The organism is Psychrobacter sp. H29 (genome assembly GCF_059073055.1).
This window is the reverse complement of record NZ_JCACRY010000001.1, coordinates 606,494-622,266: the sequence shown is the minus strand read 5'-3', so window position 1 is coordinate 622,266 and position 15,773 is coordinate 606,494. Positions and strand designations below refer to the sequence as shown.

15 protein-coding genes are annotated in these 15,773 nt (G+C 43.7%); 9 read left to right on the top strand and 6 right to left on the bottom strand.

Going from position 1 to position 15,773, the window contains the following annotated elements; translation table 11 throughout:
* Positions 1-131: 131 nt before the first annotated feature.
* From fhuB to AC5JP1_RS02510, 3 genes are read right to left on the bottom strand one after another with little or no spacing between them, the layout of a single operon-like run.
* Complete coding sequence (gene fhuB / locus AC5JP1_RS02520) at positions 132-2,300, bottom strand: Fe(3+)-hydroxamate ABC transporter permease FhuB (RefSeq protein ID WP_493842999.1); 2,169 nt, start codon at positions 2,298-2,300, stop codon at positions 132-134.
* Positions 2,297-3,340, bottom strand: a complete 1,044-nt coding sequence (locus AC5JP1_RS02515; RefSeq protein WP_493842998.1) for an ABC transporter substrate-binding protein — start codon at positions 3,338-3,340, stop codon at positions 2,297-2,299. The genes fhuB and AC5JP1_RS02515 overlap by 4 nt, the downstream gene beginning before the upstream one ends.
* Positions 3,341-3,390: 50 nt before the next feature.
* Positions 3,391-4,155 carry an ABC transporter ATP-binding protein gene (locus tag AC5JP1_RS02510; protein ID WP_493842997.1) on the bottom strand — a complete coding sequence of 255 codons (765 nt, stop codon included), beginning with the start codon at positions 4,153-4,155 and terminating at the stop codon, positions 3,391-3,393.
* A gap of 172 nt (positions 4,156-4,327) precedes the next feature.
* Here AC5JP1_RS02510 and AC5JP1_RS02505 point away from each other — a divergent pair, with 172 nt between their 5' ends.
* Both AC5JP1_RS02505 and AC5JP1_RS02500 read left to right on the top strand, forming a co-directional pair.
* Positions 4,328-5,593, top strand: coding sequence for a siderophore-interacting protein (locus AC5JP1_RS02505; RefSeq protein WP_493842996.1), 1,266 nt, complete (start codon positions 4,328-4,330; stop codon positions 5,591-5,593).
* Between the two features lie 262 nt (positions 5,594-5,855).
* A complete protein-coding gene (locus tag AC5JP1_RS02500; RefSeq protein ID WP_493842995.1) occupies positions 5,856-6,785 on the top strand; it encodes a haloalkane dehalogenase in 930 nt (309 codons plus the stop codon).
* Positions 6,786-6,893: 108 nt separating this feature from the next.
* Here AC5JP1_RS02500 and AC5JP1_RS02495 read toward each other — a convergent pair whose 3' ends face one another.
* Both AC5JP1_RS02495 and AC5JP1_RS02490 read right to left on the bottom strand, forming a co-directional pair.
* Positions 6,894-7,478, bottom strand: a complete 585-nt coding sequence (locus AC5JP1_RS02495) for a TetR/AcrR family transcriptional regulator (protein WP_443526922.1) — start codon at positions 7,476-7,478, stop codon at positions 6,894-6,896.
* 122 nt (positions 7,479-7,600) lie between these two features.
* Positions 7,601-8,281 (bottom strand): glutathione S-transferase family protein, encoded by a 681-nt coding sequence (locus AC5JP1_RS02490; protein WP_443526921.1) that lies wholly within the window; start codon positions 8,279-8,281, stop codon positions 7,601-7,603.
* Positions 8,282-8,521: 240 nt separating this feature from the next.
* On the opposite strand from AC5JP1_RS02490, the gene AC5JP1_RS02485 reads away from it, so the two are divergent.
* From AC5JP1_RS02485 to AC5JP1_RS02455, 7 genes are all read left to right on the top strand, one after another.
* Positions 8,522-8,812 carry a putative quinol monooxygenase gene (locus tag AC5JP1_RS02485; RefSeq protein ID WP_493842994.1) on the top strand — a complete coding sequence of 97 codons (291 nt, stop codon included), beginning with the start codon at positions 8,522-8,524 and terminating at the stop codon, positions 8,810-8,812.
* Positions 8,813-9,318: 506 nt separating this feature from the next.
* Positions 9,319-9,873, top strand: coding sequence for a carboxymuconolactone decarboxylase family protein (locus AC5JP1_RS02480; RefSeq protein ID WP_493842993.1), 555 nt, complete (start codon positions 9,319-9,321; stop codon positions 9,871-9,873).
* Positions 9,874-9,984: 111 nt separating this feature from the next.
* On the top strand, positions 9,985-10,638 hold the full coding sequence (locus AC5JP1_RS02475; RefSeq protein ID WP_493842992.1) for a DsbA family oxidoreductase: 654 nt from the start codon (positions 9,985-9,987) through the stop codon (positions 10,636-10,638).
* 81 nt (positions 10,639-10,719) lie between these two features.
* Positions 10,720-11,610 (top strand): glutathione-dependent disulfide-bond oxidoreductase, encoded by an 891-nt coding sequence (gene yghU, locus AC5JP1_RS02470; protein WP_493842991.1) that lies wholly within the window; start codon positions 10,720-10,722, stop codon positions 11,608-11,610.
* A 205-nt stretch (positions 11,611-11,815) separates the two neighbouring features.
* Positions 11,816-12,358, top strand: coding sequence for a peroxiredoxin-like family protein (locus AC5JP1_RS02465; protein ID WP_319051490.1), 543 nt, complete (start codon positions 11,816-11,818; stop codon positions 12,356-12,358).
* Positions 12,359-12,604: 246 nt separating this feature from the next.
* Positions 12,605-13,567 (top strand): 1-acylglycerol-3-phosphate O-acyltransferase, YihG family, encoded by a 963-nt coding sequence (gene yihG / locus AC5JP1_RS02460; protein ID WP_319051489.1) that lies wholly within the window; start codon positions 12,605-12,607, stop codon positions 13,565-13,567.
* Between the two features lie 100 nt (positions 13,568-13,667).
* Positions 13,668-14,471, top strand: a complete 804-nt coding sequence (locus AC5JP1_RS02455; protein ID WP_493842990.1) for a hypothetical protein — start codon at positions 13,668-13,670, stop codon at positions 14,469-14,471.
* Between the two features lie 131 nt (positions 14,472-14,602).
* On the opposite strand, the gene AC5JP1_RS02450 is transcribed toward AC5JP1_RS02455, so the two are convergent.
* Complete coding sequence (locus tag AC5JP1_RS02450) at positions 14,603-15,772, bottom strand: beta-barrel domain-containing protein (protein WP_319051487.1); 1,170 nt, start codon at positions 15,770-15,772, stop codon at positions 14,603-14,605.
* Between the last annotated feature and the right edge of the window lies 1 nt (position 15,773).

Sequence of the window (15,773 nt, the reverse complement as noted above, 5' to 3'; positions counted from 1 at the left end):
TGAATGATATTCTAAATGATAATCATTTTTATTTCCATTAAATAACAGCCTTTATTGACTGTCTCTCCCTCTATATCAGTTATCTCTCGGATCATTGACCTTCACTAACTCAACACTATTATGTATAGAACCTATCTATTGGCTGAGGCTGGCACCTTACGAATGAACCATAAGAAATAACCACCACCGATGATCGCTGCAACCGTACCCGCAGGCAGCTCATAAGGAAAAATAATATAACGTCCGATCCAATCCGCTATTACCATAACACCTGCCCCTAACAGTGCCGCTAGTGGTAACTGCCTTTCAAGCTTCACAGCACCCAGTGAAGTCGCTAAGTGAGGTACCATTAAACCAATAAAGCTCAATGGGCCAACGGCAAGCGTACTGGCTATGCTAAGTGCCGCTACTAACACCAATAGCGATAGCGTCACAGGCGTCACTGCCACACCCAAGTTTCGAGCGACTCCTGCACCTAAGCCAAGGACACGCAAGGGTTTGATAGTCAACACGCTCAGTACCAATAAGATAATTGCGATACCAATGAGGTACCATACCGTACTGGGCTGGGCGCTATAGGTCGTGCCCGATAGCCAGCTGAGCATCGCCTCTAAACGCGGGTCGCCTGAGAGCTTGACCATATGCATCACCCCATCCATCATGGCGGCAATGCCGATACCGACCAGTAATAGATAACCTGAACTGACTCTACGTGCCAACCAAATAACCAGCAACAACACCGCCATCGCACCGGACAGACCTGATATCAGTAACGTCCCTGCTCCTGCAGACAGCCCTAAACTTGGCAATAATAAAAACCCTAAAATCACTCCAAGTGCGGCACCTGAACTGACACCCAACACCTCAGGGCTGGCCATAGGGTTACGCGTTAGGGTTTGTAGCAACACTCCTGCGACTGCCAGCATCAACCCTGTTGCCGCAGCGCTCAAGCTACGAGGCAGACGATATTGCTGCGTGAGCGCCCAGTCTGTACTGAGACCCCAACCGTTGATATCTTGCACAAATAAACAAGCAGCTACAATAATAGCGATCACACCAAAACCCCATCGCCAAAATATAATGCTTGTATTTTGGCCAGTGGTCATAGGTGTCACTGTCTCTATCCGCGCGCGGCGCTGACGCAAAATCAGCCAAATAATAAGCGGCGCTCCTAAAATACCAGTCATCGCACCCGCTGGAATTTGCATATCCAATATCGGTTCAAGCAACAAAGCAACGTTGCTGGTCAATAGCAATAGCAACGCACCAAGTCCAAATGCGGTTGTCAAACGCTTACCAATAGAGGAAATACCTAGCGCATTGACCAAACTTGCGGCGCCAAGCCCAATAAAACCAATCAAACCAACTTCGCTAATAACCAGTGCCGTCACCACCGCCACGACAAGTACCACCAGAGCTCGAATACCATTGATAGGTACGCCCAAACGTCTCGCTTGCGAGTCATCCAAACTCATCAGGGTCAGCGGCTTTAACAAAGGCAAGCATACTAACATCGCTAGGACAGCCGTTGTTATCAGCGCATAACTCGTATCCCAGCTGCTTTGAGCCAAAAACCCAGCAGCCCACGACAACATACCATTACTGCGCTCCGCAAAGAACAATACCAGTACATTGGCCACTGCGGCGAGCAAAATATTGACCACCAAACCTGCCAGTATCAAAATAAGGGGATTAAATCGACTAGGTGCTGATAGGGCGAATACCAAGCCCATACTGATGACAGCCCCCACAAAGGCCACATAAAGTCCACCATAAATCGCCAGACTGGGTAAAAATAGAGTGACGATAAGCATGGCTAACTGTGCACCCACTCCCACACCTAACGTGGTGTCTGATGCTAGAGGGTTCTTGACCAGCTGCTGTAATAAAATACTAACAACACCCAGTAATCCACCTGCTAAGAGCGCAACCACACTGGTGGCGACTAAGTGGAGCTGTGTCGCCATACTGGCAATATCCAGTTGCAAACTTGGCAAAAACAGCTCGCTGATTGGACGCGTCCAATCTCGATCTAGTAGTGCCCAACCACTCCATCCTGATAAAGCTATCAGTCCAATAAAGGTCATCCACAGTCGCCATAGTGTATTGCTCGATGACGTCACATAAGGTTTTGGTCGATTTGGTAGCTGCGGCGATGCGTGTTTTGATGAGGTCGACGCGGATAGCGATGATGGCGAATTCGCAACCGTTTCCGTTTGAGAAGGTGATGTCATAGCATGAACACTGTCAACGTTATTATCGATGTTGCTATTGATATGATTCGTGGTATTGGCGCTCATAGTGTTGCCCCGCCTTTTAGTGAAACTTCCGACAGGTTATGTGCCAAACTGACTAGTGACGACATGCCCCCATAAATCCATACTGGCGGTAGCTCCGCCATACAGCGATCAGCTCCGTAACCTAAACGCTGCCACACCAAACTGTCTTTGATCTCAGCTTTGGTTATAGGACTAAGCGGATCTATGATAAGTAAGCACGTCTCGTCGTCTAACTGAGCCAAATCTCCCATTCTTATAGGGACAAATCCCCATTGGTTGCCCTCCCCTAAGACTACAAGTTCTTTATTCATTTTGTCTAATGCCACTTTGAATAGACTGTTATCCACATACATACGCATGTTGTTGGCATCGGCAAACTGTACAACAGCGAACTTTTCTGCTTTTGGATAACGCTTTTGGAACTGCTGACTGGCAAGCTGTATCTCTTTTTTACTCTGTAAGATATAGTCTTCAGCCATTTTGGTATTATCAATAAGTACGCCAAGCTCCCGCGTCGGTTCGGTATAATCAGCCCATGTTGCTATCTCGCCTTTCGCTGCAAACATCACTGATTCAGCTGGGACATCGCCATATAGGTTGCGAGCATGCTCATAAAAATAGTTATCTATGACCATATCAACTGGTAGCTGCGCGACTAGCTCAGCATTGGGTTGATAGCGAATGCCTAAATCTGTTATAGACGCTGGTAGCTTAGGACTACCAACCCATCTATCCCACACTCTGACGTCACCTGTCGCAATCGGTGCATGTCCCATCGCGGTCAGTGTCGCCGCATTACCCCAGTCAGGGGAGACAATATTGAGCCTGTCACTGGGGTTATTTTGTGACTTGTTACGTTGTGGCTCATTTTTCTGGGATTTAAAGTGATCTTCAGAGTGAGTCTCATCAAGTTGGGTAATGCTTTTTTCGGATGCTGAGTGACTACAAGCACTCAACATTAGGATTACTGCTATGGAGACTACAAATGCTAATGGCTTAACTAACATCAACATGACTATCAAGCGTTTGAAGAATGGATACTGATAATGAACACAGAGCATAAAGGCGTATCTTTTTGGACGAGTGAGAAAAGAAAAGAGGTAATGCGATATTAAGCGACAGCGACGAGCTGTCCTGTTATAGGATGACTGAGCAGCTGCATATCGACATTGAAAATATCGTGTAATACAGTAGATTGCATGGTGTTTGCGATATCGCCGCTGTGACACACGTGTCCGTTTTTTAGGGCGATAATGCGATCCGCATACTGCGCGGCCAAATTGATGTCGTGAATGATAATCACCACACTCAAGCCTTGCTCATCTACCAAGCGACGAATAAGCTGAATGACCTCAATTTGATAGTGCATATCAAGAGCAGCAAGTGGCTCATCGAGTAATAAGTAGCGAGTATCTTGAGCTAGGCACATGGCAAGCCAAGCACGAGCGCGCTCACCGCCTGATAGTGTTGCCGTAATACGATCCGCGAATGCCTCTGTTTGAGTAACCTTTAGCGCTTGCTCGACTTTATCTCTATCAGTCTGAGTTGGCTTTTGTAGCCATTTTTGATGTGGATAACGCCCCAGCATCACCAGCTCACGAACAGTGAATCCAGCAGCGTCAGGCAGTTGCTGCGGCAGATATGCCATTTGCCGTGCCAGCTCTTTACTGCCGTAATCGCTAATATTGGTCTCATCTAATGTGATCGTACCCCCACTACTCGTCATCTCTCCTGCCAGTGCCTTAATCAGTGTCGACTTGCCTGACCCATTATGCCCAACTAGCGCCACCAACTGCTTGGGGTCAATCTCACAACTCACATTGTCTAGTAAAGTATTGTCTTGACGTCTGATGGTCAGTTGGTTTGCACGTAACATATAGGCACTCGTTGTTGGTCAAAATTGGTAAAAGTAAGGGGTAGTCACAATCGCTCTCTCAAAACGAAAACGACAATTAAGATGATTTTACTCGTAAATGATAATAAAAACAATTATCATTAACTAATTGAATGTTTAACTTCCTATTCCATAATTTCTGATGAGTATCAATATGGCCAATATCCTCTTATCTTCTGAACGTAATAGTTATGGTACAGACAGACCATATACCCCCTTAAACGCCCCTGAATTAAAAGACATCATCAGTCATATTAATGAAGAACACATAGATGAGCTGTTAGGGTTTTTACAGGCGTTTACCCCTATATCCGCCGCTGAATTGAATAATATAGAGGTACAGTTGACGACGGTTTACGCTGAAGGCATCGACATACAAGTAAAGCCAAAAAACGTAGAGTATCAATCGATTACTGCTCAAAACCAGTTTGATCAGAGTCAGTCTTTTTTTATCGCCTTTGCCAACTCCATTACGCATCCTGATGAGCTGCAAGTTCAATATATTGCGCTCAAACAAAAAGCCGATAAAAAATTGGGCAAAAAGACAATCAAACTGACCAAGCAAGTATTTGATGTACAAGACAGTTATAGAGTCAGCAAAAATATGCTGCGCCTCCAGTTAAGCATGCCCATACCCAACAACGCCAGTGAGGTCGAACGCGCCGCCTCAGTACCTACAAACGAAGCCGGCTACGCTTACTTATTTGATTTGGATCACAACGCTCTGACTCAGGAGGCAACAGCTGACACTACTGATAGTAGTGAAGAAAACAATCTACGCCCTGCTCGATCTCATTGTTATTACACTTTGAGAAAAGCGTGGCAAACGTCTACGGATATGCAGGCTTTGGTCGATGTGTTTTTGCATGGGGATACGCCAGGCGGCAGTTGGGCTCAGTCGCTACAATCAGATGACACCGTGGTGACCAAAAGAGAATTTCCCGAAAAAACTGAGCATTTGCGTGACGGACAGACGTTACTGATTGCGGATGAAACGTCTATGCCGACGGTCGCTCGTCTACTGGAGCTATGGAAAAACCCTAAACCACCATTGGTTATTTGTGTGACGCAGGATATAGCCGATCAATGTTATTTTGATGCTGTAAAAATGCGTAGTAGCCTTGATGGTATTGATCACGACAACAGTGACACTGATAGTGATTGCAATACTGAAAGCCGCAAGGACGATCACTTTACCGTATTGCCTATAGTGACCAATCAAGCAAACTCGGGAGCAGAATTGGCTACTCTGATTGACAGTCAGTTAGCGGATTATTTGACTCATAAGTCTCTACAGATCGATAAAGTCTGGGGGGCATTAGAAGCGAATACTGCCAAAGCATTGCGCCCACTATTAAAAGACCGACTGGCGCTCAGCCGTACCGATGTCGTGGTTAAGGTATATTGGCGTCACGATTAGTTTAGCCCTATAAGATAAAATGCGAAGCCTACCCTATACATAGTCAAGCCTACTGACGCATCCACTATTAGTGTTTGCAGCAACGAATGCTTGTAGGGTATAGTTTTCATTTTGAACGTTTAATCAATATAGTGTATAGGCAGACAGCTTTATCACTGATATTGTAGATGATAGTCGAATAGCACGCAGATGCTCATTGCTAATAGACTGTCTAACTTCTGTGCAAGAACGCACGGTTATTTATTCAATTCAAGGACGACATATGAAAACCCTTAGAACCCCTGACGACCGTTTTACTAATCTACCCGATTATGATTTTGCCCCAAACTATCTGATGGTCGATGACACCGAGGGCGGTGAGCTGCGCGTACATTACCTCGATGAAGGTCCAAGAGATGCTGATCCTATACTACTACTGCATGGCGAGCCTTCTTGGAGTTATCTGTATCGCAAGGTCATTCCGCTACTGACGGCTGCAGGGCACCGTGTTATCGCGCCAGACCTCCCTGGTTTTGGTCGATCGGACAAGCCTGCATCGCGTACTGACTACACTTACCAAAGACATGTCGACTGGATGCAATCTGTACTTGATCAGCTAGATTTAAATCATATTACGTTATTTTGCCAAGACTGGGGTGGTCTGATCGGTCTACGATTAGTAGCAGAGCATCCAGATAGGTTTGCTCGAGTAGCTGCTGGTAATACCATGCTCCCAACTGGTGATCATGATCCTGGTGAAGGGTTTCGTAAATGGCAACAGTTCTCACAAGATACGCCTCAGTTCAATGCAGGAGGTACAATCAAAAGCGGTACCACGACGACGCTATCGCAAGCGGTGATTGATGCCTATGATGCGCCCTTCCCTGATGAGTCATATAAAGAAGGCGCTAGGCAGTTCCCATTACTGGTGCCGACTACGCCAGATGACCCTGCTTCAGAAAAAAACCGTGCCGCATGGGCCAAACTTAGTAAATGGGAAAAGCCTTTTATTACGCTGTTCAGTGATTCTGACCCAGTGACTGGCGGTGGCGATCGTATTTTGCAAAAACTCATCCCTGGTACGAATGGTCAGCAGCATACAACTATCGTTAATGGTGGACATTTTCTACAAGAAGATCAAGGTGAAAGGTTGGCTGAGCTGCTTCTCAAATTCATTCGTGATAATCCTGATGAATCTAAACCTTCTCAATAAGCAATTGAGTCATGAAGCCATATAGGCATCATCAATAAAAAGCACCCTTACTACCGCTATGGCAATAAGGGTGCTGTTGTTAGAAAATATCTTTTTTGTATTGTATTTTTACACTATATTTTTGAAAATATCATCGATGTACCTTTCGACCGCAGCATCATCGCTAGTCACTTGAGCATAAGTTCTCAGACCTATGATCTGAATCTGAAGATAGCGTGCCAATTCAGTCGATTCTTTTTCTGCACTGATTTCACCGCTCTCAATAGCTTGCTCAAACCAAGTGGCAAATGAGGTCTCTATTCCTTCTAAAATCCCTGTCGCGTGAGCCAGTAGCTCTGGACTATCATTCTGAGTCAGTTCGGCGACCGTTTTTACGATCATACACATACCACTTGGTGCTGTTGCCTTATTACACACGATCACCGTATGAATAAAGTGCCTTAGACCACCGAGCACCGTGTCTTTTTGTGCCATACAATTGGCCAGTCTTTTTGCGCCTTCTGCTGCATAACGATTTAATGACTCTATAAATAGCTTGTCTTTGCTACCAAAAGCTGCATAGATACTGCCAGGATGCATGTTGACGACGTCTTGTAAGTTGCGCATCGACGTTGCGTGATAGCCCTTTTCCCAATAGAGATTTTTGGCTTTTTCGATCACATCCTCACGATTGAATTTTATCGGAGCACTCATAATTTTCACCTTAATAGCTTTGCCTTAAAACCTATTTTAAGGCAAAGTTTGTAGAATCAACCTTAGTTCTTGGTTTTAATCACTTTTTATATTATAAGGCTTATTGACCGCTTTTGCTTTGATTAACTGTTTTTATCAAAATTTTGTGGATAAAGTGCGCGTGCCGCAACGTCATCAAAGTCAGTCTTAAAATCAATACCTTTAGGGATATCGCGGGCTTTTTGTACCGCAGGACGGGCATCAATGTTTGCAAACCAACGCTTTAGATTAGGATAGTTGTCCAATCCTGCATCACCTAGTACGACCGCTGCCTTATCAATCCAGCCCCAAGCAGAGATGTCTGCAATTGTATATTCATCCCCAACCAGATATTCGCGATCTTGTAGATGCGTGTCTAGCACTTCGTAATGACGCTCAGCTTCACGAAGATAGCGATTGATGGCATAAGCGATTTTTTCTGGTGCTTTGTGTCTAAAGTGAACTGATTGACCAGAAAAAGGACCCAGTCCTGATGCAATGAACATAAGCCATGACAGCATCTCGCTACGGTCTTCTGGCTTGCCTGCCAATTGTCCTGTCTTTTCCGACAAGTACATCAAGATAGCAGTAGAGTCAAATACACGTTTGCCATCATCTTCGAGCGCTGGAGTTTTACCATTTGGATTGATAGCACGGTACTCAGGCGTATGTTGCTCACCTTTTAACGTATCAACAGCGACGAGTTCGTATGGCAAACCTGTCTCTTCAAGAAACAGTGCCACTTTCATTGGGTTTGGGGTTTGATGAAAATAAAACTTAAGCATAATCTTATCCTATTGGGAAATAGTCGTTTGATGACTATAAAAGGCTGTAGAAAAAACATAAAAAATAGTAGAGAGAACAAAAATAGGCGTCATGATTTGAAGCGTTTTCTTATTGTCTGGCAAACACTATAGCCATAAATGAACGTTCGTTCAAGTAGCAATATATGTTGATATGATAAATTATGTACCCATACAATCCACTCTAACCGTCTCACCAACTCATAATAAAAAGGATTAAACATGTCTGAATTAACGATTATTGCTCATATAACCGCAAAAGATAGTAGCGTTGCTCTTGTCAAATCTGAACTTGAAAAACTGATACCCATAACACGCGATGAGGAAGGATGTATTCGTTATGATCTGTTCCAAGATAACGACAGCCCTGCTCATTTTATGTTCCATGAAAGTTGGGCAACGCGTGAATTATGGCAGGTTCATATGGAAAACCAGCATCTAAAAGATTTTTCAGCAGCGACTGAGGATGCCGTCGAGTCATTTGTTCTGCACGAGATGACTGAGGTTCGTTAACCTCCTCTCCAAAGCTCATACCCACTCAATAAGTGTCAACATCAACATAAAGAAATAGCAAAAGGATAACAGTCTGCTCTCTATTTCTATTTCTACTCCTATTCTTTGGCACATATTTACTCTAGCACTGTCATGGTGCGGCAATGACTTAATTATCTCTCTTTTCCATTGCTGCTTATGACCCGTCAATACGCTTTTATCACTTTATAAATGCGCTCACTTACACAGTGTTACTTCATTAGGCTATTGATATTATTATCATAATTGCTACATATTGTAGAAATGTAATTTGATCATTACAATTTATTTGAACGATTACTCAAATAATTATTGAGCGATTGCTCAATATCATTTATAGTAGTCTCTATTGATTCGCTTACTAAGCAAAATCATCAGTTTTGAGTAATCATTCAAAATAATGATCGATATCAAATCAACGATTACTCTTGGGCTATCTTAAAACCCTAAAACATATTAAGTTTAAACCGACTACTAGGAATTGTATTATGACCGAATTTACACTACACGATAAAGACAGCGCGCCAGCAGACAGCAAAGCATTGCTTGATACCTCTATCAATGCTTTTGGTATGATCCCAAACCTACATGCTGTTATGGCTGAAGCACCAGGCTTACTAGAAGGCTATCAGCGTCTTCATGAACTATTCTTGAACAGCAGCTTTGATGATGAAGAAACCACTGTCGTGTGGCAAACTATCAACGTCGAGCATGCCTGCCATTACTGTGTCCCTGCTCACACTGGTATCGCTAAAAGCATGAAAGTAGATGATGCTATTACTGATGCGCTACGTGATGAGACTCCGCTACCAACCGCACGTCTAGAAGCACTGCGTGATTTCACACTTTCTGTTGTACGTGGTCGTGGTAATGTAGACGATAGCGCCGTTCAAGCGTTCTTGGATGCAGGTTATACCAAGCGTCAAATTCTAGAAATTATTCTAGGTGCAGCTCAAAAAGTCATGAGCAACTACACAAACCATCTGGCTGATACACCTGTAGACAAACCATTTCAAAAGTTTGAGTGGCATAAAGCTGTTTAATAGCAGCACCAGCCTAGCGCTGACACCGTCAATTTGATGTTTTCATACTGTTGTTCGAAACATCTTCGGGCAGCAGTTTTTCATTTTAATATATCGCTAATGAGAGATGATATGGAACATTTAGAGAAACCCTTACAAATAGACATCGTGTCAGACGTTGTATGCCCTTGGTGTGTCATTGGCTACAGTCAACTGGCTGAGGCATTAAAGCAAACCAACACCCCTCATCAGATTCACTGGCATCCGTTTGAGCTCAATCCCAACACGCCAGCTGAAGGACGGAACTATCGTGAGCATATCATGGGAAAATACGGTACAACTGCTGAGGATGTTAAAGAAAGCCGAGCTAGAATGACAGCCGCAGGCGCGGAAGTTGGCTTTAATTTTCAGTTCACAGATGACTTTCGTACTTACAATACATTTAATACCCATCAGCTACTGCATTGGGCAGATCAGCAAGGGCGTATGCACGATTTAAAGCAAGCGTTGTTTGTCGCACATTTCGTCGATAATCGGAACGTAGGTGACAGTACGGTACTTGCAGATATTGCAGCAGATATTAGACTGGATCGGGCTGAGGCACTTGCGGTTATCGAAGATCAACGCTTTGCTAATGTGGTACGTGAATCGGTACAGCATTCAAAACAGCAAGGCATTCAAAGTGTGCCATCGGTTATATTTAACGGTCGCCATCTGGTAAGCGGTGCTCAAGGTGTCGAGAACTATAAAAATATTTTAAAGCAATTGGCAGATATGCCAGACTAAAAAACAGCCTTACCTGACTCATTACTTGTATCACGCCTTATCTATAATATTGAGCATATTAACCTAGAAGGTACCATAATTATGTCAAATTCTAATCATTACAAACCGCCTAGTATTTGGACATGGGATGCCAAAAGCGGTGGTAAGTGGGCGAGCGTCAACCGCCCTATCGCAGGTCCAACCCACGAAGGCGAATTGCCTCGTGGTAAGCACCCTCTACAAATTTATTCGATAGGTACGCCCAATGGGCAAAAAGTCACTATTATGGCAGAAGAGCTACTGGCTTTGGGCGTTGTAGAAGCTGAGTACGATGCACATCTGATCGAAATCGGTGAGGGAGATCAGTTCTCATCAGGGTTTGTTGATGTCAATCCAAATTCAAAAATCCCAGCTTTGTTTGATACCGATACTGGTAGCCGAGTATTTGAAAGTGGTTCCATCTTATTTTATCTGGCCGAAAAGTTTGGAAAATTACTTCCAAAAGATGCAGCGGCACGCACAGAAGTGATGAACTGGCTATTTTGGCTACAGGGCTCTGCCCCCTATCTTGGCGGCGGTTTTGGGCATTTCTATTTTTATGCACCAGAGAAGTTTGAGTATCCTATCAATCGCTTTACGATGGAAGTCAAACGTCAATTAGATGTGTTAGATCGAGAGCTGGCAAAAAATCGCTACCTAGGTGGCGATGAATACACAATTGCGGATATTGCCACTTGGCCTTGGTATGGCAATCTGATACTTGGAGAAGCCTACGAGGCAGGTGAGTTCTTACAAGTTGAGAGCTATAAAAACGTGCGCCGCTGGGCCAAAGAAATTCTTGAGCGCCCTGCTGTACAGCGCGGTCGCAAAGTAAACCGCACTTGGGGTGAGCCCTCCCAGCAGCTTCATGAGCGTCATGATGCTTCAGATTTTGACTTAAAGACTCAAGACAAGCTGATCGCTGATAGTGCTGATAGTGCTGATGCAAAATAGCGGCACTTATATAGATTAAATATTATTTTTTAGAAATGAGTGTTCATCATTTCTACTCTCGATGTTGATACCGTTAGGTACGGTTATGACGTGGTGTTGTAACGTACTGTAATAAATCAACATCTTATCCATAGTGATTGTTAAAGTAAGCAATGAATACACTCACTGATAGCACACCATCATAAAAAATCAAAAGGATAAAAACATGTCAGACAATTATGCTCAAAAAATCAAAGCCGGTGCCACTTTCCCTGAAATGAAAGTACAAGTACTCAATGGAGAGCTGACAGAACTTGGCAAACCTGAGAATGGTCATGACTGGAAATTGGTGGTTGTATACCGCGGTAAACACTGCCCTATCTGCACCAAGTATCTCAATACATTAGAGACTGTGCTACCATCATTTTATGACAACGGCGTCGATGTGATTGCTGTATCTGGCGATAGTAAAGAGCAGCTAGAAGCTCATTTAGAAGACTTAGATATCAGCTTCCCTATCGCTTATGGGTTAACTGTCGAGCAGATGAATACGCTAGGACTTTATATCTCTGATCCACGTTCAGCGAAAGAGACAGATCATCCATTTGCAGAACCTGCTGTGTTTGTAGTGAACGGTGAAGGCAATATACAAATTGTTGACATCTCAAATGCACCTTTTTCTAGACCTGATCTTGAAGCGCTTGCGAACGGTTTGGTATTTGTCAGAAAACCAGAAAACAACTATCCCATTCGCGGCATGCATGTCTAATCAGTCCTACTCTATATAGACGAAAAAATATAGGCAACAGCTTCTAAAGAGCGTATCAAGGTCATTCCTTGGTACGCTCTTTTTACGTTAGAAATGAAATTTTTTGCCAAAGACGCTATTTATTATTTGTTGTTAACACTCGTACACTGAGATTTATTTCTGCTAAAATTGATAACAACACTACCAATATCTTATCATTCAAATACTATTAACATCTCATCATCTGTATGAGCAAAAGGATCTACTATGCGATTGAAATCAATCGTCCAAAAGCTACACGAACGCGCCCCAATCTTGGGCAAAGCGGCATCTCTAACGACGGCAACAGGTGTCATTACTTTTAATAGTATGTTGGCAGGTCCGCCGGTATGGATCATGGGTGCAGCCAAGGCCATTACTGGAGCAGCTGTCGCTGACAAAGCTGTCATCGACGTCACTAATTATTGGATCAATAGCAACAATGCCGTCATCGATAATGTATTGCCGCGCAAAGATTGGCGCATCAGCTTACCTGATGACGTACATACAGATGGTAAATACTTACTGGTCAGCAACCATCAGTCGTGGGTCGATACCAGTATCGTGCAATATATCAGTGAAAAGCGGTTACCATTGACGCGTTTTTTTACCAAGTTTGAACTTATATATATTCCCGTGATTGGTCAGGCTTTTTACTTTCTAGACTTTCCGATGATGCGTCGACATTCTAAGGAAGCCATCGCCAAAAACCCTGCGTTAAAGGGTAAAGATATTGAAGAAGCAAAACGCGCCTGCGCCTTACTAAAAGACAAGCCCTTTACGCTACTGAATTATCTAGAAGGCACCCGCTTTACCCCTAGCAAACGGGACAAACAAAACTCGCCTTATAAGCATTTGCTAAAGCCGCGTGCTGGTGGACTATCACTTGCTTTGAGTGCTTTGGGCTCAGAGATCGACGGCATGCTAGATATGACGATTGTCTATCCTGATGGCGTACCCACCTACAGTGACCTATGGAAAGGTAACATCAAACGTCTAGGCGTCGATGTCCGCCATATCGAGATACCAGAAGATCTATTTACGGCGATCAAAAACGGCGGTTACGAAACAGATGAGGCGATAAAAGCACAGATGTTTGACTGGGTTGAACAGGTATGGCACAAAAAAGATCAGCTTATTACAGAAATGCTGGCTGAATTTGAAACCGAAGATGCCATGCAAGATGCTTAAGCTAAAAACAGAATAAACGCTCTATACCAATGACCCTTATTATTTGATAACCTCAAAGTAATCAGTGCAGGTACTAATATAAGATAGGTAGCGCCATATAATGATGAAATTTCGTGAAAAATGGTTTTGGGCATTAAGTCTTGCGATATTGGTGCATGTGGGCGTTTTTCTTATTTTTTATTTCAATACCAATCATGCTGATACGGTAGAAATAGCTAACAGTAGTATAAATACAGATCAGCCAGCCGCTATCAGCAGTACACCCTCAGCGCCTAGTGATAAAATCTATACCACCTCTGTGACTAGCACTAAAACGCTGGATAACGAAGGTAGCAGTACCGATAGTCGCGATGAGGTAGTAAGCCTTGATGCCATAAACAATGACGGACTTGAGAACAGTAATGCTTCAAAAAATACTGCAAGTAACAGCAAACCTATCACTAGCTTAGAGAATGAAGAAACCAGATCACCTGAGGTATCTAATAGCAAGGCTAACGTTGCCAAACAATCTAACACTGCTCAACAGTCTATTACTACCACCCCAGAAGCACCGCAACAAATTAGGCTTCCTGCCCAAAGGGAACAAACCCAAAGAAACCAACCTTTAGAAAATCAAGTAGACAACACCCCTCAATCTATACCCGCGAATTCTGAAAATAATATGGAGCAAGCAAAAAATAATGCAGGTTTATTAGATCGGGATATCCCCACACAAAAGAGCAATGTAAAAGTAGATAAAGACTATCTCTCAGCAAAATCTGAAGTGGAAGGAATTAATGATCAGTTAAGCGCAGCCATCAACGAAGTCAAAAAGCGCAATCAACAAAAAATTGATGAGCGGCAGCAATTGAGAAATGAGGCGAGCACTCAAAATAGCCAGATACCCATCGAGCAGTCTAACTAAAATAGTAGAGGCTCTGAGTAACCGTATGATTAAGACCTGAGAAGTTCAAGCGGTACGTTCACCTACAAAAACCCCTAGCGATCAACTAGGGGTTTTTGTATGGCTATTAGTAATGACTTAATATGAATTGATTAGCGCTCACCTAGACCTTCTGATAATGTCTTGGTAATTGGCTTGGTGAGATATGACAATACGGTCCGTTCCATGGCTTTAATATCAACAGAAGCGGTCATACCCGGCTTGATAACAATTTCATCACCGCGACCCTTAAACTCCGCTCCATTGATCACAATAAGTACGCGGTAGTAAGGCTCTTCTCCTTTAGGGGTTTGCTCCATCAGGGTATCTGGGCTGATATAGTTGACCGTCCCTTCCATCGCACCAAAGATAGAGTAATCATAGGCATCGAGCTTAACCGTAGCTTCTTGACCTTCTTTAACATAAGCAATATCGGCAGGGCTGACCTTAGCATCAATGACCAAATCACTACTGGTCGGCAGAATTTGCATAATCACTTCACCTGGCTTGACGACACCGCCAATAGTGGTCACGTTAATATTTTTTATTTTACCTTCTGTTGGTGCCATTAGCCGCTTCTCTTCTAGCACTTGTGCCCGATCTCGTAACTGTTCAAGCTCGGTATCCAGCTCTTCTTGAGCTTTGGTCATTTCAGCCTGTGCTTCTTCGAAGTATTTATTACGCTTATTATTTATTTGCGCTTCAATATCAGCCACTTGACGACTTAGCTTGATGACGTCAGCCTGACTAACATCGCCATACTCTAGCAATGGCTCGTTCATACGCAGTTCTTGACGTGCCAGCACCAGCATTTTTTCAAGAGAAGAGACCTCTTCATTGATAGCTTGACGACGTCTATCGTATAGCGCTCTTTGGTTTTGGACATACTCAGGATACTGTTGCACCCCTTCAGGGAATACTAATGGCTTCTCAAAAATCTCAGCATTTAATCTTGCAAGCTTAGCCGTCAATGCTGCTGTTTTGGATGCCGAGTTATCAACAGCAGCTTTGGCGCGCTCCTCTTCTAGAACGACCAGTAACTGACCTGCCTTGACATCTTCGCCTTCTGAGACAGCTAACTGTGTCAACACGCCGCCTTCTGATGCTTGAATTTCTTGGGTTCGAGCACTGGCGATGACAGTTGCCTGAGCACGGGTAACTTGATCAATCTTGGCAAATGATGCCCAGACAATCAAGCAGATAATACCAACGAGTGCAATCCAAATGCTCAATCTTGAACGATTAACCTTGGGCTTGGTGGGTGTGTACTTATACTCTGACATG